25 protein-coding genes and 1 other RNA gene are annotated in these 23,546 nt (G+C 34.8%); 15 read left to right on the top strand and 11 right to left on the bottom strand.

Translation table 11 applies throughout. The features are described from left to right. Positions 1-65 precede the first annotated feature (65 nt). A complete protein-coding gene (locus N4270_RS07685; protein ID WP_260096442.1) occupies positions 66-1,238 on the top strand; it encodes a PAS domain-containing sensor histidine kinase in 1,173 nt (390 codons plus the stop codon). Positions 1,239-1,271: 33 nt separating this feature from the next. Here N4270_RS07685 and rny read toward each other — a convergent pair whose 3' ends face one another. From rny to N4270_RS07665, 4 genes are all read right to left on the bottom strand, one after another. Next, positions 1,272-2,849, bottom strand: coding sequence for a ribonuclease Y (gene rny / locus N4270_RS07680; protein ID WP_260096441.1), 1,578 nt, complete (start codon positions 2,847-2,849; stop codon positions 1,272-1,274). Positions 2,850-2,903: 54 nt separating this feature from the next. Then, a non-coding RNA gene (gene ssrS / locus N4270_RS07675) (6S RNA) lies at positions 2,904-3,031 on the bottom strand. A 56-nt stretch (positions 3,032-3,087) separates the two neighbouring features. Further along, on the bottom strand, positions 3,088-3,381 hold the full coding sequence (locus tag N4270_RS07670; protein ID WP_260096440.1) for a cell division protein ZapA: 294 nt from the start codon (positions 3,379-3,381) through the stop codon (positions 3,088-3,090). A gap of 15 nt (positions 3,382-3,396) precedes the next feature. After that, positions 3,397-3,687, bottom strand: a complete 291-nt coding sequence (locus N4270_RS07665) for a hypothetical protein (protein WP_260096439.1) — start codon at positions 3,685-3,687, stop codon at positions 3,397-3,399. Between the two features lie 282 nt (positions 3,688-3,969). Between N4270_RS07665 and N4270_RS07660 the strand changes: the two genes are divergently transcribed. Genes N4270_RS07660 through N4270_RS07650 form a run of 3 tightly spaced genes read left to right on the top strand, consistent with a single transcriptional unit; the run spans position 3,970 to position 8,808 of the window. Further along, positions 3,970-5,655 carry a M23 family metallopeptidase gene (locus N4270_RS07660; RefSeq protein ID WP_260096438.1) on the top strand — a complete coding sequence of 562 codons (1,686 nt, stop codon included), beginning with the start codon at positions 3,970-3,972 and terminating at the stop codon, positions 5,653-5,655. 11 nt (positions 5,656-5,666) lie between these two features. Then, entirely contained in the window at positions 5,667-8,144 is a 2,478-nt protein-coding gene (locus N4270_RS07655; RefSeq protein WP_260096437.1) for a TonB-dependent receptor, read from the top strand. A gap of 1 nt (position 8,145) precedes the next feature. Continuing rightward, entirely contained in the window at positions 8,146-8,808 is a 663-nt protein-coding gene (locus N4270_RS07650; protein WP_260096436.1) for a hypothetical protein, read from the top strand. A gap of 37 nt (positions 8,809-8,845) precedes the next feature. Here N4270_RS07650 and N4270_RS07645 read toward each other — a convergent pair whose 3' ends face one another. Continuing rightward, positions 8,846-9,985, bottom strand: coding sequence for a cysteine desulfurase family protein (locus N4270_RS07645; protein WP_260096435.1), 1,140 nt, complete (start codon positions 9,983-9,985; stop codon positions 8,846-8,848). 134 nt (positions 9,986-10,119) lie between these two features. Between N4270_RS07645 and N4270_RS07640 the strand changes: the two genes are divergently transcribed. Further along, positions 10,120-11,043, top strand: coding sequence for a hypothetical protein (locus tag N4270_RS07640; protein WP_260096434.1), 924 nt, complete (start codon positions 10,120-10,122; stop codon positions 11,041-11,043). Here N4270_RS07640 and N4270_RS07635 read toward each other — a convergent pair whose 3' ends face one another. Together N4270_RS07635 and N4270_RS07630 are read right to left on the bottom strand one after the other, a co-directional pair. After that, entirely contained in the window at positions 11,044-11,595 is a 552-nt protein-coding gene (locus tag N4270_RS07635) for a Smr/MutS family protein (RefSeq protein WP_260096433.1), read from the bottom strand. It lies immediately after the preceding gene. Next, complete coding sequence (locus N4270_RS07630; protein WP_260096432.1) at positions 11,595-11,789, bottom strand: hypothetical protein; 195 nt, start codon at positions 11,787-11,789, stop codon at positions 11,595-11,597. The genes N4270_RS07635 and N4270_RS07630 overlap by 1 nt, the downstream gene beginning before the upstream one ends. A 210-nt stretch (positions 11,790-11,999) precedes the next feature. Between N4270_RS07630 and N4270_RS07625 the strand changes: the two genes are divergently transcribed. Genes N4270_RS07625 through N4270_RS07615 form a run of 3 tightly spaced genes read left to right on the top strand, consistent with a single transcriptional unit; the run spans position 12,000 to position 14,546 of the window. Continuing rightward, positions 12,000-13,865 carry a T9SS type A sorting domain-containing protein gene (locus N4270_RS07625; RefSeq protein WP_260096431.1) on the top strand — a complete coding sequence of 622 codons (1,866 nt, stop codon included), beginning with the start codon at positions 12,000-12,002 and terminating at the stop codon, positions 13,863-13,865. 47 nt (positions 13,866-13,912) lie between these two features. Further along, positions 13,913-14,197 (top strand): DUF2752 domain-containing protein, encoded by a 285-nt coding sequence (locus N4270_RS07620; protein WP_260096430.1) that lies wholly within the window; start codon positions 13,913-13,915, stop codon positions 14,195-14,197. A 13-nt stretch (positions 14,198-14,210) separates the two neighbouring features. Further along, a complete protein-coding gene (locus N4270_RS07615) occupies positions 14,211-14,546 on the top strand; it encodes a CCC motif membrane protein (RefSeq protein ID WP_260096429.1) in 336 nt (111 codons plus the stop codon). A 74-nt stretch (positions 14,547-14,620) separates the two neighbouring features. Here the strand turns inward: N4270_RS07615 and rocD are convergent, their stop codons facing one another. Together rocD and N4270_RS07605 are read right to left on the bottom strand one after the other, a co-directional pair. Continuing rightward, complete coding sequence (rocD, locus tag N4270_RS07610; protein ID WP_260096428.1) at positions 14,621-15,865, bottom strand: ornithine--oxo-acid transaminase; 1,245 nt, start codon at positions 15,863-15,865, stop codon at positions 14,621-14,623. 234 nt (positions 15,866-16,099) lie between these two features. Then, positions 16,100-16,621: a hypothetical protein gene (locus N4270_RS07605; RefSeq protein ID WP_260096427.1), complete on the bottom strand. Its 522-nt coding sequence runs from the start codon at positions 16,619-16,621 to the stop codon at positions 16,100-16,102. Positions 16,622-16,750: 129 nt separating this feature from the next. Between N4270_RS07605 and rlmD the strand changes: the two genes are divergently transcribed. Genes rlmD through N4270_RS07585 form a run of 4 tightly spaced genes read left to right on the top strand, consistent with a single transcriptional unit; the run spans position 16,751 to position 19,948 of the window. Next, on the top strand, positions 16,751-18,163 hold the full coding sequence (gene rlmD / locus N4270_RS07600; protein WP_260096426.1) for a 23S rRNA (uracil(1939)-C(5))-methyltransferase RlmD: 1,413 nt from the start codon (positions 16,751-16,753) through the stop codon (positions 18,161-18,163). A 14-nt stretch (positions 18,164-18,177) separates the two neighbouring features. Then, positions 18,178-18,723, top strand: coding sequence for a DUF6452 family protein (locus N4270_RS07595; RefSeq protein ID WP_260096425.1), 546 nt, complete (start codon positions 18,178-18,180; stop codon positions 18,721-18,723). Continuing rightward, positions 18,689-19,438: a DUF6048 family protein gene (locus tag N4270_RS07590; RefSeq protein WP_260096424.1), complete on the top strand. Its 750-nt coding sequence runs from the start codon at positions 18,689-18,691 to the stop codon at positions 19,436-19,438. The genes N4270_RS07595 and N4270_RS07590 overlap by 35 nt, the downstream gene beginning before the upstream one ends. Positions 19,439-19,465: 27 nt before the next feature. After that, positions 19,466-19,948: a hypothetical protein gene (locus tag N4270_RS07585; RefSeq protein ID WP_260096423.1), complete on the top strand. Its 483-nt coding sequence runs from the start codon at positions 19,466-19,468 to the stop codon at positions 19,946-19,948. Between the two features lie 42 nt (positions 19,949-19,990). On the opposite strand, the gene N4270_RS07580 is transcribed toward N4270_RS07585, so the two are convergent. Further along, a complete protein-coding gene (locus tag N4270_RS07580) occupies positions 19,991-20,407 on the bottom strand; it encodes a hypothetical protein (RefSeq protein ID WP_260096422.1) in 417 nt (138 codons plus the stop codon). 10 nt (positions 20,408-20,417) lie between these two features. After that, the gene (locus N4270_RS07575) at positions 20,418-21,578 is read right to left on the bottom strand and encodes a class I SAM-dependent RNA methyltransferase (RefSeq protein ID WP_260096421.1); all 1,161 of its coding nucleotides are present in this window, start codon (positions 21,576-21,578) and stop codon (positions 20,418-20,420) included. Between the two features lie 94 nt (positions 21,579-21,672). Between N4270_RS07575 and N4270_RS07570 the strand changes: the two genes are divergently transcribed. From N4270_RS07570 to N4270_RS07560, 3 genes are read left to right on the top strand one after another with little or no spacing between them, the layout of a single operon-like run. Next, entirely contained in the window at positions 21,673-22,404 is a 732-nt protein-coding gene (locus N4270_RS07570; RefSeq protein WP_260096420.1) for a bifunctional 2-polyprenyl-6-hydroxyphenol methylase/3-demethylubiquinol 3-O-methyltransferase UbiG, read from the top strand. Further along, complete coding sequence (locus tag N4270_RS07565) at positions 22,404-23,078, top strand: ZIP family metal transporter (protein ID WP_260096419.1); 675 nt, start codon at positions 22,404-22,406, stop codon at positions 23,076-23,078. The genes N4270_RS07570 and N4270_RS07565 overlap by 1 nt, the downstream gene beginning before the upstream one ends. A 5-nt stretch (positions 23,079-23,083) precedes the next feature. After that, a complete protein-coding gene (locus tag N4270_RS07560; protein ID WP_260096418.1) occupies positions 23,084-23,512 on the top strand; it encodes a DUF4268 domain-containing protein in 429 nt (142 codons plus the stop codon). Positions 23,513-23,546 lie beyond the last annotated feature (34 nt).

Here is a 23,546-nt window from a genome sequence, read left to right as displayed (position 1 = left end):
TTTTTGTAAGATTTAAGTGACAGATTCAAATACAAAGGGTCTAATTCATAAATGTCACTATGAATATGCTGTGGAAAAAAATTAAAAGCTTAAAGTCAGGCACATCCAACAATCAAGAAAATGAAAATCAGCTGGATCAGCTTAAATGGAAAATTGCTTTAGAGAATTCAGAAGTTGGTCAATGGGATTATAATGTCGAAAAAGATGTGGTATTTTATTCCAAAGAATCCAAACACATACTTGGTTACAACGATCATGAGCTTTCCAACTCGCCAATAGAATGGAATAAAAGAGTGCATCCGGAAGATTTGGAACGTTATTTTAAAGATTTCAATGCCCATATCAATGGTCTGCTCGAAGTTTACAGAAACGAACACCGCGTTTTATGTAATGATGGAACCTATAAATGGATTCTAGACAAAGGAAAAATTGTGGAACGAGATGCCAAAGGAAAGCCTAAGCGCATCATTGGTACTCATACCGATATTACCTACAGAAAAAAACAAGATGAGCAATCTGAAAAACACCTTCAGCTCATTACCAGTCAGAATAAAAGACTTCATAATTTCACACATATTGTGTCTCATAATTTAAAAACTCATATTGGTAATTTCAAAAACATACTCGAGTTTTATGAGGAGGCTGATTCTGAAAGTGAAAAAGCAGAGCTTATAGAGCACCTTAACACCATTTCTGAAACCTTAACATCTACCATAATCGATTTAGACGACATTATCAACATCAAATCAAAGTCTGAAACCAACGAGTTAAACGAAAGAGTTCATCTTTTTAATTGTGCAGAAAAAGTAATCAATAGTCTTGAAATTGAAATTGCAAACAATGAAGTTGCTATCTATAATTCGATTCGTCAAGATGATTTTCTGGTAGCCAATAGATCTTATTTAGAGAGCATACTTCATAATTTAATTTCAAATGGTATTAAATACAAATCTGAAGAACGACATTCTAAGGTCATTTTACAATCTATACATACTAAAAATGAACTTAAAATTTTAGTATCTGATAACGGAATTGGAATCGATACTCAAAAATTCAAAAATCAGTTATTTGAGATGTATCAAACCTTTCATGGCACAGACCGAAAAGATTCCAGAGGTATAGGCCTATACATCACCAAAACGCAAATTGAAGCTATTGGCGGTAGTATCAATGTTGAAAGCAAACTTAATGAAGGCACAACATTTATACTTAGTTTTAAAAAACAAAAAGCACTCTAAATAGAGTGCTTTAAATTTTAATGTTTACTTCATTTATTTCGCAATATTCACCGCTCGGGTTTCTCTAATCACAGTCACTTTAACCTGACCAGGATAAGTCATATCGGTTTGGATTTTTTGAGAAATTTCAAACGATAAGTTGGCAGCTTGTTCATCGGAAACTTTTTCACTTTCGACCATCACACGTAATTCTCGTCCGGCTTGAATCGCATAAGCTTTATTGACACCATTAAACCCAAAGGCAACTTCTTCTAAATCTTTAAGACGTTGGATATATGAATCTAAAACTTGACGTCTTGCGCCTGGTCTTGCACCAGAAATAGCATCACACACCTGAATAATTGGCGAGAGTAAAGTGGTCATTTCTATTTCATCGTGGTGGGCACCAATAGCATTACAAACCTCAGGTTTTTCACCGTGTTTTTCTGCCCATTGCATTCCTAAGATCGCGTGTGGCGTTTCCATATCCGCTTCAGATGATGGTACTTTTCCAATATCATGTAACAAACCAGCTCGTTTAGCTAGTTTCGGATTTAAACCTAACTCGGCTGCCATCACACCACAAAGTTTTGCCACTTCACGGGAGTGTTGCAGTAAATTTTGTCCGTAAGACGAACGGTATTTCATACGTCCTACTAATTTGATCAACTCGGGATGCAATCCGTGGATTCCTAAATCGATGACTGTTCGTTTACCAACTTCGACGATTTCCTGTTCGATTTGCTTTTGTGTCTTTTTAACGATTTCTTCAATACGTGCTGGATGGATTCTTCCATCGGTTACTAATTTGTGAAGTGATAAACGTGCAATTTCACGTCTTACCGAATCAAAGCAGGATAAAATAATCGCTTCGGGTGTATCATCAACAATAATCTCAACACCTGTTGCTGCTTCAATGGCACGAATATTACGTCCTTCACGACCAATAATTCGCCCTTTAACATCATCAGATTCGATATTAAAAACAGACACACAATTATCGATAGCTTCTTCGGTACCAATACGCTGAATGGTATTAATAATCACTTTTTTCGCCTCTTGCTGCGCTGTTAATTTCGCTTCTTCTAAGGTATCTTGAATATAGCTCATTGCATCGGTTTTTGCCTCACCTTTTAGAGATTCAACCAATTGCGATTTGGCGTCTTCAGCAGATAATCCTGAGATTACCTCCAGTTGTTTGATTTGACTTTTATGCGCTTTTTCGACTTCGTCTTTTTTCTTTTCTAAAAATTCTAATCGGAAATCATAATCCTTTATTTTGTCTTCTAAGGATTGATTTGCCTTTTTAGTTTTAGCTAATTCGCTAGAGATTTGTGATTCTTTATCACGTGTACGCTTTTCGGCTTCCGCCATTTTTTTGTCTCGAGACAAAATGACTTTTTCGTGTTCAGCCTTGAGTTCTATAAATTTTTCTTTAGCTTGAAGGATCTTATCTTTTTTAATAGATTCGCCTTCGCTTTTCGCCTGCTTTATAATTGAATCTGATTCATTTTTTGCTTCTTTAATAAGCTTTGATGCATTGTTTTTCTCTAATGCTTTTGCTATAATATATCCAAGTACTATTCCCAGTACGAGGCCTCCAACAATCATTAAAATTGTGTTCGTGTCCATGTTTAGTTAGTTTTATTGTATAAAAAAAGCCTACATCAGTTTTGGATTCTGTATAAACTCCTTAAATACAAGTTTAGGGCTAACAAGCTGATCAAAAATCTACCTGAATACAGAAATACATCTGTACTAGTAGCACGGTTTTACAACTTAAACTCACCCTTTTTAAAGAATTAACGTTGAGTTTATCAAAAAATAATAACTAATGTAGGCAGTAACCTATTGTTTATTTAAAAGAACGTTATGCGCTTATGTGCTCTTGAAGCAATTGATCTAAAGCATTGAGCTTCTCCTCTACTTCTTTGCTAACACTGGCTTTATCTATTGTTTTCTGTTCTACTTGAGATGCAAATTGTAACGCACACATGGCTAATACATCTTGCTTATCTCTCACAGAATAGTTTTGCTCAAACTGACTAATCATGGCTTCTATTTTCTTAGCTGCTTTACGTAATCCTTCTTCCTGACTTGGTGCAATCGTTAAAGGATATACTCTGTTAGCTATAGATAGCTTTATTTTAAGCTGTTCGGCCATATCATCTAATTTACATTATTCAGATAATTGCGCAATACAATGATCAATGTCTCTAATTAATGTATTTATTTTGAGCTTAGTTTCTCTGTTATTCTCGTCACTGCCCAGTAGTGAATTTGCAACTTTGAGCGATTCATATTTTTCAACCCAAGAACTTATCTCTTCTTGCTGCTGAATGTTTTTCTGCTGTTGTATTGCTAATTCTTGAGAAATCTTAGCATTCGTTTGCTTTAAAACTTCAAGTCTATGCAAAACTTTACTGATTTTATTCTCTAAAGAATCTACAACATCTTCAATTTTACTCATTTACAAAATTCAATACTGATGTAACAAAGTTAACATACTCACCGAAAAATAACAATAGTTTTGCTATTATTTTTAAAATAAGAACAGTTCTCTAAGCATAATCACTCTTACTAAACTATTTATAAAATAAAATCTTAGTCTTTTTCTAAATTTTTGTTTGTTATTTTTACTTTTTTAAGGATATTGACTCTTTAAATAGCAAAATTACATATAGACTATTTTCTATATTAAATTAAAAACAATATTTTTACGTTGAAGAAGTTTAACGTAATATACCCTCTTATGAAATATCTTATCGTATTTATTTTTAGCTTTCAATTTGGTTTTAGCCAATCTCCTTATCCGCAAGATTATTTTAGAAATCCTCTTGATATCACACTTATTCTTTCGGGTTCATTTGCCGAACTCCGCTCCAATCATTTTCATTCTGGATTAGACATTAAAACGCAACAACGAACAGGTTTAAATGTTTATACCGTTGCCGAAGGCTATGTGAGTCGTATTAAAGTCTCTCATTATGGCTACGGAAAAGCATTATATATTACACACCCAAACGGCTATGTAAGCGTCTATGCACATTTGAGTAAATATTCACCAAAAATTGAGGCTTATATTAAAAATTGTCAGTACGATAAGGAAAGTTACGAAGTAGAGGTCTTTCCAACACCCGATGAACTTCCTGTAACTGCTGATGAAATTGTGGCTTTTTCAGGAAACTCTGGAAGTTCAGGTGGTCCACATTTGCATTTTGAAATTCGCGATAACGAAGAACGCCCTATAAATCCGATGCTCTTTGGTATCGATATTAAAGACACCAAACGCCCTTTTCTCTTAGGTGTTTACGCTTATCCTAAAGACAGGAACTCCCATATTAATGATATAAAAACCAGAACAGAATTACGTCTAATTCCGCATAAAAATGGTGATTACAGCACCGAACCTGTTGAGGCTTTAGGCGCTATTGGCTTTGGAATTGTTAGCTACGATCAGCAGGATTTAGCGAATAACAAAAACGGATTGAGTAATATTCAAGCCTTTTATAATGGTAATAAAAGTTTTGAAATGGATTTTAAACGTTTCAGCTTTGACGAATCTAAACACATCAATCGCTATATCGATTTTGAAATATTTAAAGAAAAAAAGTCAAGAGTTCAGAAATTGTTTGTGCAGCCTGGAAACACCTTAAGCATGTTAAAAGATGTTGATGCTAACGGTTATATCAAAGTTGAAGACAGCACAAGCACTGTTTACAAAGTGAGATTAAGAGATTTTTCGGGAAATGAATCTTGGCTTTCTATCCCGATAAAAGGAAAACCTGCTAAAGAAATTTTAGAAGCTCCCGAACTTAAGCCTATCGATTATATTTATGCCGACCAGGTCACCGAACTGGAAAAGGAAAACGTGACGGTCAACTTTCCAAAAAACACCTTTTATGAAGACTTCTATATCGATTTCAACGTTAGAAACGACACCTTAAAACTTCATAAAGATATTATTCCGCTACAAAAATATTATACTATTAATTACGATATCACCAACTATAGTGATGATGATAAAAGTAAATTATTTATCGCTTCGCTATACGGTTATTACCAAAAACCGAGTTATATAAGCACCAAACGGATTGGTAACAAGCTATCGGCAAGAACAAAATCGCTGGGAACCTTTGCTTTAACAAGTGATACTGTGAGCCCGACCATCACACCTGTGAATTTTCAAGATGGAAAATGGCTGAGCAAATTAAACCACCTCAAAGTGAAAATTGATGACGATCTTTCTGGGATTAGCAATTATAGGGCAACCATCAACGGACAATGGATTTTAATGGAGTATGATTACAAAAAAGACACCTTGACCTATGATTTTGATGATGCTGTTATTTCTGATACTGAAAACAATCTTAAAATAATTGTTACTGATAATGTTGGAAATAGTACTACATTTGAAGCAACCTTTTTTAGAAAATAAAAATTGACCTTTTGAAGCTAAACATCACACTACTCATTGCCTTAATCGGCTTTTCTTTCTTCGGAATCTCACAAACAGGAACCATTAAAGGTGTTATACTAGATGATGCAAAACAACCCATCTCAGGTGTTAACATTAAGGCTGGCGATAACGGAACAAGCACTAATGAAAACGGATTTTATGAATTAAAAATCCCTGCAAACACTAATGTTACTGTGATATTTACGCACCTATCTCATCAATCGGTAACGCAAACATTTAATTTAAAAAGCGGTCAAACAATAGAGTTCAACCCTGTAATGAAAGTTGATGTCGAACAAATTGGTGTGGTGGTCATCAATACCAATACAAGACAATCAGTTGATGGTGTAACAACAATTACTCCCGAAGTTTTAAGAACTATTAAAGGAGCACAACCTGGTGTTGAAAATATTTTAAAAACATTACCAGGCGTCAACGTATCCAACGAATTAAGCACGCAATATTCAGTTCGTGGTGGTAATTTTGATGAAAACTTAGTGTATGTCAACGAAATTGAAGTCTATCGTCCCTTTTTAATTCGTTCAGGGCAACAAGAAGGGCTTAGCTTTGTCAATACCGATTTGGTTCAAAATGTCGATTTTTCTGCGGGCGGATTTCAAGCTAAATATGGTGATAAACTGTCTTCTGTTTTAGACATCACCTATCGTAATCCAACACGTTTTGGCGTGAGAGCTGATGCTAGTTTACTTGGTGGAAGCGTTGCTGTAGAAACGGCTAGTAAAGATTCTAAGTTTTCAGGAATCGTTGGCCTGCGCTACAGAGATAATAGCCTGCTTATTAATTCTTTAGAAACCGAAACCAATGTAAGACCTGTTTTTGCTGATGCTCAAACCTATTTAACGTATAAGTTTTCGGATAAATTTCATTTAAATTTCCTCGGAAATGTCTCGCTTAATAAATACACGTTCAGACCGAAAAATAGACAAACCAATTTTGGAACCATTGACGAACCTGTGGCGCTTTTGGTGTTTTATGACGGACAAGAAAAAGATGAGTACCTAACAACTCTTGGCGCTTTTAAAGCCAATTATTTTGCTTCTGACGATTTAACCTTAAAGTTGATTGCTTCGGCTTACCATACTACTGAAGAAGAATATTTTGACATTTTAGCACAGTACAGACTAGGAGAAGTGAACAGTAATATAGGCGATGAAAATCTGGGAGAAGTTGAATTTTCTGAAGGTATTGGTTCACAGCTAACACATGCGAGAAATGACTTAGATGCCGTAATTGTTAACGTTGAGCATAAAGGAGATTATAAAATCGATGAAGAAAGCACTTTAGAATGGTCGCTAAAATACACTCATGAAGATATAAGAGACCGGTTAGTAGAATGGGAAGTTATTGATAGCGCAGGTTTTTCGGTAAGACCTCCTATTTTTGATATTCCAAATAATCAACCTTATGAACCCTTTGAAGGTCCTTTAGTAGCATTTCAAAATGTGAGAGCGACAAACGCAGTTACCATTGACAGACTTCAAGCCTATGTACAATGGAGCAAACGCAGCATGTTAGGTGAACACGAAGTGTTTTATAATGCAGGTGTTAGAGCGCATAGCTGGACTGTTAATAGCGAGGTTCCCAATCAGAATGGTGTTTCAAACTCCAGCCAGGTAGTGTTTAGCCCCAGAGCTCAATTCGCTATAAAACCAAATTGGGAAAAAGATATGTTATTCCGTATTGCCGGAGGCGTCTATTACCAGCCGCCTTTTTATCGTGAATTACGCGATTCTTCAGGGGTTGTTCAACCTGATGTTAAAGCTCAAAAATCGTTTCATATTGTCTTAGGAAATGAATACAGTTTCGAAATGTGGAATCGCCCTTTTAAGCTTGTTTCCGAAGCATACTATAAGAATCTCAGTGATGTTAATCCGTATACCTTAGAAAACGTCAGAATACGTTACAGAGCTAAAAACAATGCTAAAGCTTATGCCTACGGACTCGATTTACGACTCAACGGAGAGTTTGTTCCCGGAACCGAAAGTTGGTTTAGCTTTGGATATTTAAAAACTGAAGAGAATATTGATGATCGCGGATTTATAGCAAGGCCTACCGATCAACGCTTAAAGTTTGGAATTCTATTCCAGGATTATGTACCAAATATTCCTGATTTAAAAATGTATTTAAATTTAGTCTACAATACAGGAGTTCCAGGAGGTTCGCCAAGTTATGCCGATCCTTACGATTTTCAAACCAGATTACGTGATTACCGACGTGCAGATTTAGGGATCTCTTATGTACTTGTAGATGCCAACAAAACCTATACATCCAAATGGAAGCAAAAATTTAAAGAGCTATCGATAGGTATTGAAATTTTTAATATGTTTAATGCTCAAAATACTATCACAAACACTTGGGTGCGTGATGTATATAGCAAACGTCAATTTGCAATTCCAAACTTTTTAACACCTCGCGTTTTTAATGTGAGACTATCAACACGATTCTAATATGAAGTCTTTTGTATCACTTATTTTTTTACTGACATGCCTTTCGAGTTTAGGTCAATCAATTAAACCCACTTACTATGCCGATGTCAATGGTTATATCATTGAAAAGCGTGTGTTTCTTGAAAAATCATCAGTTGATAAACCTATTAATGAACGCTATTTTTCGGTGACCTTTAAAAACGACACCTGTCATATTAAGAAATTAGTTAAAAGGAAAAACTACGGACGTTTAACAGATTCTAAACTCAAAGAACTTTTGAGCAATATAAATGCAGATACTAAGGGCTCTAACGAAAAATTAATCACAATTTCATACCATCCCGGAAGAGATGGCTGTAATAATGGAAATATGGATTATAACGGTATAAGAAATAATATCTATAATATAAGACTCATAAAAAGAGCCTTAAAAAAGTATAACCATAAAACCTACTGGGTTCATAAGTATGATGCCTCATTAGATTTTCATAGAGCAAAAGGTATTGATTGGCAATTAGACGCTAATCAAATGATTGAAAAACTATTTTTCAAACACAGTTACCCTTGCAATAGCTTTGTTGTTATTAATACAAAAAATGGTAATTATATCTCACTTTTGGGAGAGTCTGGCGCCGATTCAGTAATCGATATTGTTAAAGAATTAGGAAGTCGTACAGCTCACTAAAAAGCGGTGTTGTGTTTTAGCAAACCCGTTTTGATACTTAGATAAATTCTTTCAAAACTTCAACCACATAATCCACTTCGTCTTTTGTATTAAAGGCGCTAAACGAAAAACGAATTGATGGTCGGTTTAAGTCTTCAGTGTCTAAAATTTCGGTTAATACATGAGAGTTCTGAGAACTTCCGCTTTGACAAGCACTTCCTCTAGAACAAGCAATTCCTTTTAAATCCAATTGAAATTGCAACAATCCCGCTTTATCTGGCGCCATAGGCAAACAAACATTCATTAATGTATACGTGCTATGATCTGGATTTCCCGACTGGCCATTGAATTGTATTTTTGAAGAAACAGCCTTTAATTGTGCAACAAAATAAGCTTTCAAATCCTGAATATATGTGCGCTCAGTCTCCAGATCTTTATAAGCTAAGTTGAGAGCTTCATCTAAGCCAATAATATTATGTATAGATTCTGTTCCTGCTCGTAAACCACGCTCCTGCTCGCCTCCAAAAATAGAAGCTCTTAATCCGCTATTCTTTCTTAAAAACGCAAAACCAACACCTTTAGGTCCATGAAACTTATGAGCACTAGCCACTATAAAATCAATAGGAATTTGCTGCAAATCAAGCTGATAATGCCCCACAGACTGAACCGTATCGCTATGAAACAGAGCTTGATGCGCTTTACATAAGTCGGCCACATATTTTAAATCTAAAATATTACCAATTTCATTATTGATATGCATTAAACTTACGAGCTGCCTTGTGTTACTTTGAAGCAGACTTTCTAAATGCTTTAAATCGACATCACCGTCGCTATTGATATTGACATAGCGGACCGAAATATCAAAATCTTTGATCAGCTGATCTAAAGTATGTAAGATGGCATGATGTTCAATTCTTGAAGTGATAATTTCAGAAACACCCAAATCCTTTACGGCACTTCTTAGAATTAAATTATCGGCTTCTGTGCCTCCAGATGTAAAAACAATTTCGGAAGCAGAAACGTTAAAATGTGATGCTATCCGTTTTCTAGAAGACTCAATTAAAGATTTAGATTGACGTCCATAACTATGTGTTGATGAAGGATTTCCAAAATTTAATTTCATCACTTCAGCCATGCGATTAACCACCTCTTCTCGCATAGGTGTCGTTGCAGCATTATCAAAATAAACAGTCTTCATAACCAATTAAAATAAAGTACAAAGATGCAACATTATTAGGGTTTATAAAACTGCATCTATCTCTTGTCAAAATTATTTGTTAAAGGGTCAAATTAAACAATCAATTCTTTTATTTTTGTTTAAAATCTATGATGATGCGATATTTTCTTTACATATGCCTACTCAGTATTTTAACCTTCTCTTGTGATGATGGTGACGTTTTTGAGGTCGAATTAGAATTTGACCAAGAACTGGAACGCTGTGGAGACGATGAGAGCGACAATTATGTTTTGTACGACACAAGAACAGATCCTAGCGAATCACTAACCTTGTTATTTCCTGTAAATGTGAGTACACGTGTGTATTTCAATCCGGATAATAATACTGGTGACCCTTTTGATTTAACTATAAATGGCACCACAGTTACCTTTAATTACAGAACTTACGATGGTGTAGCTGAAAATCTAATTTGTCAAGATATCCCAATTCCTGGAACAACTATTACCAATGATTATGAAGCCGAATCTGGTGCTATTGCAAGATTTGTATCGACTTATGAAGACGATGATAATGATGGGATTCCTTCAGAATTTGAAGGCAGAGGCGCACAAGCTGAAGACGGCTCTTACCCAGATGCTATTGATACCGATGGCGACGGCTTGCCAGATTATGTAGACGAAGATGATGATAATGATAACATTTTAACTTCAGCTGAAAATCCCAATTATGATGACACTGACGGTTTAGAAAATGCTCAAGACACAGATGGTGATGGTACTCCAGATTATTTAGACAATGACGACGATGACGACGGTGTTTTAACTCGAAATGAAGATGAAGATGGTGATTTATCGCCTCTGGATGATTTTGATGAGTCCAATGGCGTCAATACCACACCTCGCTACTTAGATGACAATGCTACCGATGAATACATTCAAGATGCGTTTATTGTTACCGAATTTTCAAGAAATGTAGAAGTGCAAGTCACTATTTTAAATGCAAATATTGACATTCTTAGTGTTGATGAAATATTTTTAGGAACATACAGTGTTCCAACTCTAACACTTACAGAGTTGTAATTACGGCTTCACATTTTGATATACATACACCTCTGTTGCACCTAGCCCGTATTTCTGGTAATCGGCTGGATAATACTTTACATTATCATAACGTCCAAAAAGATACTCCAGTTCAGCTTTAAGAACACCTTCACCAACGCCATGAATAAACACAATTTTTTGAATACGCTTTCTTATAGCAAACTCAAGTTTATGTCTTGCCGTATCTAATTGTAGATTGAGCATCTCATAATTACTCATATGCTTACGAGAAGTAGTAATTTGGTGAATATGCAAATCTACTTCCATAGCAGGAAGACTGCGTTCTTTAGGCTTTACTTTTACAGATTTCGGCTTATGAGAATGTTCTTTTTCATTAATAACAGATGTAAGATCTGTATCAGCAAAAAGTTGAGTTGATAACGGTTTCTCTGGGATGACTTCGGAAACAGAAAATTCCATAGCAAAACCGTCTTCGGTCTCTATAATAATTCTTTGGTCGAAAATTTCAGTAATCAGACCTGAAATATCTTCATCTAAAACCGAAACCCTATCTCCTATTTTGTAAGACATTATAAAGTATTTTGACTATTGTCGTCTTCAGAATCGTTTTTACTAGGAATACCGCGTGAAAGACTATAAATACCTATCATTAAAATAGCAATTCCACCAATCAAAACAAAAGGGCTTTGCGCCTCTCCTGCTTGAGCGTAAATAGCTACAATTCCGCCAATTAGAACTAAAATATAACTGATTTTTCTTGACATATATAGAATGTTAACGATAATATTTTACGATTCATCGAAAATACATATAAAAAATAAAAAATGAACATAACTTTTTTTCTTATTGTTTATATTTATTTATTAATCAATTGACTTAAAAAGATTTAAATATGATAATGATATTGATTAACCAATTTTATTTCTAGGGTTTAGTAACCAATTAAGGTTTACCCAAACCAAAATTAATCCAATATGAAAACCACATCCTTCCTCATAATTACCCTTTTAGCAACTGCATTTTCCTTCGCTCAGTTAACTGTTAGACAAAATGCATATGTTTTTGTAACTGATGAAGTTCTGTACGTAACAGATGACGTCAACTTACAAGAAAGCACAGCTAATTTATACCTCCGTGATGACGCACAACTCGTACAAGGTAATAATGTAGGAAACACTGGCCTTGGTAAGCTAAGTGTCTATCAAACTGGAACCGCTAACACTTATATTTATAATTATTGGTCTTCTCCCGTTGGAAATACAGATACTAACACAACTGGCAATAGATCTTTTAGAGCAAATGCTAATTTCTATGATGTGGTCACTGCTCCAATAACGAGTAATCCTGCTACATTTACTACTGCTTATGACGGCTCTTCGGCTCCTTTGGTCATCTCTAGTTTCTGGCTATACACTTATGATCCTGGAACACTTTATAGTGATTGGGATGCTATTTTTGAAACTGGAACCGTTGACGCTGGGTATGGTTTTACAATGAAAGGTAACCCTAGTGGCGCGCAACTATATGATTTTAGAGGTAAGCCTCACAATGGTACTATTACTGCAAACATTCTTAACGGACAAGAAACACTTGTTGGTAATCCTTATCCTAGTGCTTTAGACGCTTATTATTTTATACACGATCCTTTAAACACAGGAATTGCTGATGAATATGATCCTATTGACAATCCTTACTTTACAGGAGTTTTAAAATATTGGGAGCAACATGCTGGCTCATCATCTCATGTCTTATCTAATTATGTTGGTGGTTATGCTCATTATACAAATGCCACGACTAACGATAATGGTACACCGGCAGATCTTTCAGACGATACTATTGTAGAATCATTTGTTCCTGCTACATTTTATATGTATTTACTAGATGGAACTCCTGCTTCTGGAGCTCCAGTGGGCACAGGAGTTAAAACGGCAAGACGCTATATCCCAATAGGACAAGGGTTTATGATTGAAGGCAATACAAACGGCACAGTCACATTTAGAAATTCACAAAGAGCTTTTTACAGAGAATCTGGAACAGATAGTTATTTTTTCAGAACAGATGCTAATGCTTCAAATTCTGACAGCATTCATCCCGCTGAAGCTGTTAATACGGTTCAATATACTGAAGATGGTTACAGCGTTGTTCCTAATGACTTAAAGCGTTTCAGAATAAATATTGGCTTTGACAATAATGGTATTGAATCCTATACAAGACAACTCTTAATGAATTTTCACCATTCAACAACAGAAGGTTTTGATTATGGTTTTGAAGCTAAAGGCGGAGGAGATTTAGAGTCTGATGCGCATTGGACCGTCAACGATGCTCCTTATTTAATACAAGCTTTACCTTATGATGAAGACTTAAAAATTCCATTAATTGTAAAAATTGAAAATGAGCAACTCAGCAGGTTTAGCATTCTTGATGTTCAAAATTTTGAACATAATCAACCTATTTATTTACACGATAAACAAACAGGGCTGTATATCAATCTACAAGAACAAGCTTACGAATTGACTTTAGAAGCTGGTCACTATACCAATCGTTTTGAAATTACTTTCCGTCAAAACACCTTAACAACCAATATTGTTGAAGATGATGCATTAACTGTATTTCAAAACACTAAAAACCACGAACTCACTATTTTAAATCCAAATGGTTTAAATATCAAATCAATGGCTTTGTTTGATGTCTCTGGTAAGCGAGTCATCAACGAAACATCTATTGGAAATCAAAGCGAATACAACTATTCTACCAAATCACTAAGCGATGGAATTTATGTAGCTTCGATTAGTATTGACGACACAGTAACGGTTACAAAAAAGGTCCTTATTAAAAACTAAGCAAGCTTTAATTTTTTACTATTTTTGTGAGACTATAGTATGATTTTATGATGTCTCCAGAAGATTATATGCTACCATGTCTCAACAAAAAGCTTTTTGGCTTAGATTGTATGGGTTGTGGTATGCAACGCTCTTTAGCTCTTATTCTCCAAGGCGACCTCATTGGCGCGTTTTATATGTATCCTGCAATTTACACACTAATTGCTCTAATTGGATTTGTGATTATAAATTACTTTATGAATTTTAAAAACAGTTCCAAAATAATTATTACTTTGGCTATTATTAACCTTGTTTTAATACTTGGCAATTTTATTATAAAAACTTTTTATTAACTAAAACTCTAAAATGGAAAAGCAACAATTACCTAATTCGACCTTAATATTAGTCTTCGGAATCATATCAATTGTATTATGTTGGTGCTACGGAATCATCGGTATTCCTTTAGCAATCGTAGCGCTTGTATTAGCAGGAAAAGCTAAAAAGACGTACTTAGAAAACCCTGAACAATATTCGGGTTATCAAAACATGAAAGCTGGTAAAATATTGGCAATCATTGGTCTTATCTTAAACATCTTATTTTTATGTTATATCGTTTGGATTTTCTCTCAAATTGGATGGGAAGTTTTTGGAGATCCAGAATTAATGATGGAACGCTTAGAAGAAATGAAAGCTAACGGATAAATAATACAGAGATATAAAACAAAAAACCTCAATAGTTCATATTGAGGTTTTTTTTATGTGCAATTATGAAGTTCTTAAACTTCGAAAGTTTTTAAAGTTTTAATAATGATAGAGACACAATCTAACAATTGTTCCTTGTTCATTACTAACGGAGGCGCAAAGCGAATAATATTTCCATGGGTTGGCTTCGCTAGAAGTCCGTTATCACGTAAAGCCAGACAAATATTCCAAGCCGTATCACTATCTTCGTCATCATTAATAACAATGGCGTTTAACAAGCCTTTTCCTCTCACAAGATTTACAATAGAACTGGTTTCGATGTAGGCATTTAATTCACTTCTAAACAATATACCTAGTTCATTTGCGTTTTCTGCCAGTTTTTCATCGCGAACAACTTCAAGGGCAGCCATTGCAACAGCAGCCGCAATAGGATTACCTCCAAAAGTACTACCGTGATTTCCTGGTCTAATCACATTCATGATAGGGTCATTTGCCAATACAGCACTTACAGGATAGGCACCACCTGATAAGGCCTTTCCTAGAATTAAAACATCTGGTTTTACCGATTCATGATCTACTGCTAATAACTTTCCGGTTCTCGCTATTCCTGTCTGTACTTCGTCTGCAATAAATAATACGTTATATTTTTCACATAAAGCTTTTGCCTTAGCTAAGTATCCTTCACTAGGTACATAAACACCTGCTTCGCCCTGAATAGGTTCCACTAAAAATCCAGCAACATTACTATTGGTTTCTAAGGCGTTTTCTAAAGCTTGAAGATTATTGTATTCTATTTTAATAAACCCGTCCGTATAAGGACCAAAGTTTTTACGAGCAATAGGGTCATTACTAAACGAAATGATCGTTGTTGTTCTTCCGTGGAAATTATTCTCACATACGATAATTTCGGCTTTATTTTCATCAATACCTTTAACCTCGTAAGCCCATTTACGACAGAGTTTCAAAGCCGTTTCAACAGCTTCGGCACCTGTGTTCATTGGTAATACTTTGTCGAAACCAAAATATTCTGAAGCAAATTTCTCATAGGTTCCGAGCATATCATTATAAAATGCTCTGGATGTCAAACTCAATGTTTGCGCTTGAGTTGTCATGGCATTGACAATTTTCGGATGACAATGTCCTTGGTTTACAGCAGAGTAAGCAGAAAGGAAATCATAATATTGTTTTCCTTCAACATCCCAAACATACACACCTTCTCCTCTACTCAATACTACTGGTAAAGGATGGTAATTATGTGCACCATACTTGTTTTCTAAATCGATCGCTTGTTGCGAAGTTAATTGGTCTAAAACAGCCATTTTAAAAAAATTTAAAGTTTATATCCAAACAAATGGATATCTAAAATAACCATTCCTTCATTACCTTTATTCTTTCAGAGAAGCTGAAAAAGCAGCGTGGGAGAGAAATCATCCCTAGAGCCTGCAAATTACTGATTAAAAATCTTTTTTCGAAATTTTTCTAGGTAATGGTTTTAAAAAAGAAAGTGTCTTTTTACTAGTTAACCATTAGTATCATTTATTAGAAGATATTTTTTAAACGTGAAGTCTTTTCTTTGGTTTATACAAGTCGCGTAAAAACCGAACCCAAAAACTATAAGTATGTTTCGGTACTAAATTAGATTTGTTGGCAGACTCCATTGAGAAATAATTTTCTACATTATCAAAAGCATCCTTAATTAATGCATTGTGCAACCAACGCAAAGCTACTAACCAAAAAATACTAGCCTTAAAACTAGTTTTCATTTTTAAGACATGTATGATTTTAGTACTTCTTTTAGAAACTGGATATATGCTTAATTCATGTGTTCCAACAAAACCATCTGGTTTGGTGAATCTAAATTTAACGCTACGACCTTCTTCAAATTCTTCAACTGTATAGCGAATTATTCCATGACCTCCTTGATTCCCTACTTTTAACCCATCTTTAAAATACATGCCAGGCCAATAATCTTTAGGCCATATCTTATCTTCCGGTGTCGCTAAAGTTTTAAATAATTCAGACACATTTTCAATAGGTTCTTGAATGATGCGCTTGTGCCTATTTTTCACTTTCATAATTCACTATTACACTTCTAATTTTACTAAGACATTTAAAATCGTAAAAGGTTTAATAATTTTTAAAAGTTTTTTAAATATAATTCTAATTCCGCATATTTTATATCTATCGATTATTATTTTTGCATCATGGCAAGACGAAAAAATAAAAGACTGGTGTTTGAAAACGTTGAAGTGATTGATGCAGGTGCAAAAGGCAAAACTATTGCCAAGGCTCCAGATGGTCGCGTTATATTTCTTCCAAATGCTGTTCCTGGTGATGTGGTAGATGTGCAAACCTTTAAAAAGCGTAAGGCCTATTTTGAAGGAAAGGCCATTAAATTCCATACATTATCTGAAAAACGCACCACACCTAAATGTGAACACTTTGGTGTTTGTGGTGGCTGCAAATGGCAGGATATGGCCTATGAGTTTCAGTTAGAATACAAACAGAAAGAAGTCACTAATAATTTAGTGCGTATTGGTCATTTAGAACTGCCAGATGTTACTCCTATTCTTGGTTCCGAAGCACCATATTTTTATCGTAACAAAATGGAGTTTTCTTTTAGTGATAGCCGATGGTTAACTCAGGAAGAAATAGAATCCGACAAGGATTTAGGCGACAGAAATGCCTTAGGTTTTCATATCCCAGGTATGTGGGACAAAATCCTTAACATCAATACCTGCTGGCTTCAAGAAGATCCTTCTAATGCCATTAGAAATGCTGTAAGATCATTTTCAATTGACAATAATTTAGAGTTTTTTAATACGCGAAATCAAACGGGTTTTCTTCGTACAATGATGGTTCGAACGTCATCCACAGGAGCCATTATGATTGTTATTCAGTTTTTTAAAGAAGACAAAGAAAAACGAGAGTTATTACTCGATTTTATAGCAAATACATTTCCGCAGATTACCTCCTTACAATATGTTATAAACAGCAAAGCAAACGACACGATTTACGACCAAGAGGTCATTTGTTACAAAGGTGAAGATCATATTTTTGAAGAAATGGAAGGCTTACAGTTTAAAATTAACGCTAAGTCCTTTTATCAAACCAATTCGAGTCAAGCCTACGAACTTTATAAAATCACACGTGATTTTGCAGGACTTAAAGGTGAAGAACTTGTTTACGATTTATATACAGGAACAGGAACCATTGCGCAGTTTGTTGCTAAACAAGCTAAGCACGTCGTTGGTGTTGAAGCTGTCCCAGACGCCATTAGTGCTGCTAAAGAAAATGCACAATTAAATGGTATAGAAAACGTTGACTTTTATGTTGGCGATATGAAAAATGTGTTTAATGATGCTTTTATTGCTCAAAATGGGCATCCTGATGTGATTATTACCGATCCACCAAGAGATGGTATGCATAAAGACGTTGTTAATCAAATACTAAATATTGCTCCAAAACGAATAGTTTATGTAAGTTGTAACAGCGCAACACAAGCTCGGGATTTGGCCTTATTGAAAGACCTCTATAAAATTGTAAAAACTCAAGCTGTGGATATGTTTCCGCAAACGCATCATGTTGAAAATGTTGTGCTTTTAGAAAAACGATAATTAAAATATTGACCTTGAAACGAATTATAATTCTACTTAGTCTTTCAGCATTAGTTGCTATTATTGCTTGGAGCTGTGAACGTGACGATATCTGTTCAGAAGACACACCTACCACACCGCATTTAATCATCAGGTTTTACGATATTAATAATCAAGACGAAACCAAACAAGTGCGCCAATTAGAGATTGACGGCTTAGATGACGATGGCGAGTCTATGGGAACCATTCTTAGTAGAACCAACACAGATTCTATTGTTTTACCCTTGCGTTTTGCAAATGAAAATGTAGAAACTATCACCCGTTTTCAGTTAGAAAAAGATGCCGACTTTGCTGATAATTCAGACGATAGTAATGATTCAAATATTGATTTTATTGAAATCACTTATACACCAGAGTTTATTTATGTATCTAGAGCTTGTGGCTATAAAAGTATTTTTAACTTAAGAAACCCTGGAGGTATTACACAAGATATAGATTCTGATAACTGGATTGTAAATACTGAAATTTTAAACGAAACCATTGAGAATGAAAACGCAGCACACATCATTATTTATCATTAGTTTGATCGTTGTGATGCTGTTTCCCTTAGCATCGCAATCCCAAACTGAAACTGAAGAAACCACATCAGACACTTTAGTATACAAACAAAAATACGGATTGAGAATTGGTGGTGATATTGGGAAATTAGTACGTTCTGCCGTCGATGACGATTATACTGGTTTTGAGATTAATGGTGATTACCGACTCACAAAAAAGTTATATATCGCAGGAGAATTAGGAACCGAAGAACGTCGAATTGCTAATGAATTTCTTGACGTTACAGCAAAAGGCAACTATTTTAAAGCTGGAATAGATTACAATACCTATACCAATTGGCTAGATATGCAAAACATGATTTATACCGGATTTAGAGTTGGTATTAGCAGTTTTAGTCAAACCGAAAACAGCATTACTATTTACAATACCGATCAATACTGGAATGCGCCTTTTACTGAAAATACTGGTGATGAATTTAACGGACTCACAGCGCTATGGGTTGAATTAGTTGTTGGATTAAAAGCCGAATTGTTTACAAACTTCTACGCAGGTATTAACATGCAACTCAAAAGTAATATCACTCAAGACCAACCTGTTGGTTTTGAGAATTTATACATTCCTGGATTTAACAGAACCTATGACAGTGGTCGTTTTGGTATTGGATTTGGATACACCTTGTCTTACCTCATACCGATTTACAAAAAAGATAAAAAAGTGGTTGTTGAAACCGAAAATTAACTTAATTTTATTTAAATAAAACCAATTATGATGACCATCAAAAACGCATTACTTAGCTTACTCGTATTGTTTTCATTTCAGCTTGCTATCCAGGCACAACAAACAAACATCTGGAAAGATGGCCACCTAACCTTTGTTACAAAAACATTAGTAGACAGTGAAGGTGACGAAGATGAAACCGATTATGACGCTGGCAATGATGATGTTGGAATAAACATGGAAATCATAAAATCTTCAGAACTTTCTAGAAGGTATAAAGATTTAGAATACTCTTCGAGCCAAGGTTGTCTTGATATGGAATTAGAATTAAAATCTAAAGGTGGTACTTTTTTAGATGGTTATAAAAGCTATTATTCGGTATGCTATGACAAAGAATATAAAGAGTATATCCTCAATGCTGTTATTTATCGTGAAGACAAAAAGAAATACTACGACATTGCATTATACTGCTATACTATTACCGTTGAAGAAGGTCTAAACGTCCTTAAATCCATTAAATTTTTAGACTAATAGACCAAAGCATCTTTATGCTCGGTTGATAAGGAACAGGTTCTAAAAATCTTTACTCACTTTAATCTGGTAGCCATTTACAGGATACTCAACACCTTTTATAGTCGCTTTTGCTCTAAAATACATGGTATCTTTTACTGTTCTTAGCATTTGAATTCGGAGTCCGCCCTCTGCATCAATCATTTTTTCGATTTCTGAAATATCTTCTTCTGGCGTGGATTTACTAAGTTTTAAAACATAATTACAGTCGTCAATCCATTCAATATCTAAAGTCATTGATTCTTTAGCTGAAATAGATTCAACCTGAACGGCCTTACTTCGTTTAAGTGTCGATTGCGGCACGATAGAATCTCCCGGAATAATAAATGTTCCTGTTTTAAATTTTTTGCACTTTAAATCTTGGGCGAAACCCATTCCGCACCCTAAAAACAATGCGACAATTACTACTCTTTTTATCATCTTTACGTGTTTAATCGTTCATATATTTACCTTTCTTACTTCCTTCGTACATCACATACTTGACAAAACGCGATTCTAATTTTGCATTCACCAAATGAATTTTTCGAGAAGGTCGTAAACCAACATGTTTTAATGCCTCAAGATTTGACGTAATAAACCAAGCGTCAGTTCCCGGATAACCTTGCTTTAAGGTGTCTCCAATTTCTTTATAAAACACTTCCATATTGATATCCAGTCGCTCACCGTATGGCGGATTGAAAACCATATGGAGTTTATTTTCACCAGCTTTTTGTGTTTTAAAAAAATCTTCATGCTGAATACTTATAAACTCATCTAAGTGTGCATTTTTAATATTTGCTTTGGCTTTAGATACTGCACTAGGCGATTTATCATATCCTATAATCTTATGATGAAAATCACGTGTTTTTTTAAGAAGCGATTCTTCTATCTTTTCAAACAAATCCACATCCCAATCTTCCCAACGCTCAAAAGCAAACTCTTTACGCATCAGGTTTGGCGGAATATTACATGCAATCATCGCAGCTTCAGCTAGAATAGTTCCACTACCACACATAGGATCCATAAAATCGGATTGTCCATCCCATCCCGAAAGCATCACCAAACCAGCAGCTAACACTTCATTTATTGGTGCAATATTAGTCGCTGTTTTATAACCGCGTTTATGTAAGGATTCGCCTGAGCTATCTAAAGAAATCGTACAGACTTGCCTGTCTATATGTACATTAATCTTTAAATCTGGAAACCGCAAATCTATATTAGGTCGTTGCCCATCCGTAGCTCTAAACTTATCGACGATAGCATCTTTACATTTAAGCGCAACATACTTTGAATGGGTAAAATTTTTGGAGTGAACGGTTGCATCAATAGCAAGACTACCAGAAGGTTTAAGGTATTGATTCCATGACATTTTATACACTTGGTCATACAAATCTTGTTCGTTAACAACACGGAATGTTTTAATAGGCTTTAAGATTTTAATTGCCGTACGTAAAGCAATATTTGCCTTATACATAAAACCTTTATCTCCTACAAAACTCACATTTCTCACCCCTTTTTTCACCTCCATTGCTCCTAATTGAATAAGCTCTCTCTCCAATAAATCTTCAAAACCAAATAAGGTTTTTGCAACCATTTTATAATTATTCTCCATGTACTACGTCTAATAGATTGCAAAAATAAAGTATTTTTGTGGCAACTTAAGGCATTTTTGAATAAAGAGATTCCGCTCTTGGTAGGAAACACATATGACAAAAAAGACACAACATTGGTATACGTCCTGGTTTGACACACCATTTTACCATATTTTATATAAAGATAGAGACCATACCGAAGCCCAAATATTTATGGATAATCTCACCGAATACCTCAATATTCCGGAAGGTGGCTCTATTTTAGACTTAGCTTGTGGAAAAGGCAGGCACTCCATATATCTCAATAGTTTAGGATATCAGGTCACTGGTGTCGACTTATCTGAAAACAGCATAGCTTATGCCAAGCAGTTTGAAAATGAGACCCTTCATTTTGAGGTACATGACATGTGCAAGCCTTACAAAAAACAGTTTGATGCCGTTTTTAATCTCTTTACAAGTTTTGGTTATTTTGACAACGAAGACGACAACCTAAATACCATTAAAGCGATTAAAGCCAACCTTAATGAATTTGGCTTTGGTGTCATCGACTTTATGAATAGCAACTATGTGATTGATCAATTGGTTGCTGAAAATACAAAAACTGTAGAAGGCATAGATTTTAAACAGCAACGATATGTTGAGGATGGTTATATTATAAAAGATATTTCGTTTGCTGCTGAAGGCCAAGATTTCAAATTTCAAGAGCGTGTCAAAGCTTTTACACTCAAAGATTTTGAAACACTATTTGAAAAAGCAGGTGTTCATTTACTGGATGTTTTTGGAGATTATCGCCTTAGAAAATTTGACACAAAAACTTCAGAACGTTTAATAATGATTTTTAAATAATGCAATCGTATTTACTGCCCATATTAGCCGTTGGAATTGGTATAGTTTTAGCCTTAATAACCAAACACAAAAAAACAATTTACACCAAACTATTACTATCGTTTAGTGGTGCTTTTTTATTAGCTTTAACTCTCTTTGATTTACTACCTGAAGTCTATCATCACCTTGAAGCCAAGGCGACAGGACTATACATTATGTGTGGTATTTTATTGCAAATCATTCTAGAGTTTTTCTCTAAAGGTGCAGAGCATGGCCATGTTCATATTCACAAAAATGAAACCGCTTTCCCTTGGTTATTATTTGTGAGTTTATGTTTGCATAGTTTTTTAGAAGGCTTCCCAATACACGAACACAATGATATGGTGTATGGTGTGTTGGTTCATAAAATTCCAATTGCTGCACTTATTTCAGCATTTTTATTACAATCTAATTTTTCGCGATTACAAGTCATCGGTTTTTTAACTGTATTTACTTTAATGACGCCATTAGGGACATACATTTCTAACGCCACTGCCATAAATATTGAATACCTTACGATGATAAACGCTATCGTTATTGGTATTTTCTTTCATATTTCTACAACAATTTTATTTGAAAGTAGCGAAGGTCATAAGTTTAACCTCTCCAAATTAGTAGCAATTATTTTAGGTATTGGGATTGCTTATATGATTTAATCACTATGTTTTCAAAAGAAGAAAGCCGACAATTAAGACAGGAATTTTGGACCAGCTTCGGAAAGTCATTTCCTAGAAAATGGATTCTATACGATACTAAAATCAAAGGATTTTCTTTTAAATTCCATTTCGATACCAAATCGGCTTTGGTGGCTTTAGATTTGGAAGACGATTTAGAAAACCGGATTACCTATTGGGAAAAGTTGCAATCTCTAAAAACAATTCTCAGAGATGAGTTTTTACCTGAGGCTATTTTTGAAGAAGAATTTTTTCTCGATAACGGCAAAGAAATTTCAAGAATATATGTTCTCTTAGAGCAAAAAGTATCGATTCATAATAAAAACACCTGGCAGGAGGTGATGCTGTTTTTTAATCAGACTATGGATCGCTTTGAAGCTTTTTTTGAAGACTATCGTGACATTTTAGAAGCCTGATATTTAATGGTCATTAAAAAATAGTGACACTTCT

The sequence above is a fragment of the Psychroserpens sp. SPM9 genome (genome assembly GCF_025153525.1).
Classification (GTDB): domain Bacteria; phylum Bacteroidota; class Bacteroidia; order Flavobacteriales; family Flavobacteriaceae; genus Psychroserpens.
The sequence above is the reverse complement of the archived record's forward strand: the minus strand, read 5'-3'. Positions and strand labels throughout refer to the sequence as shown.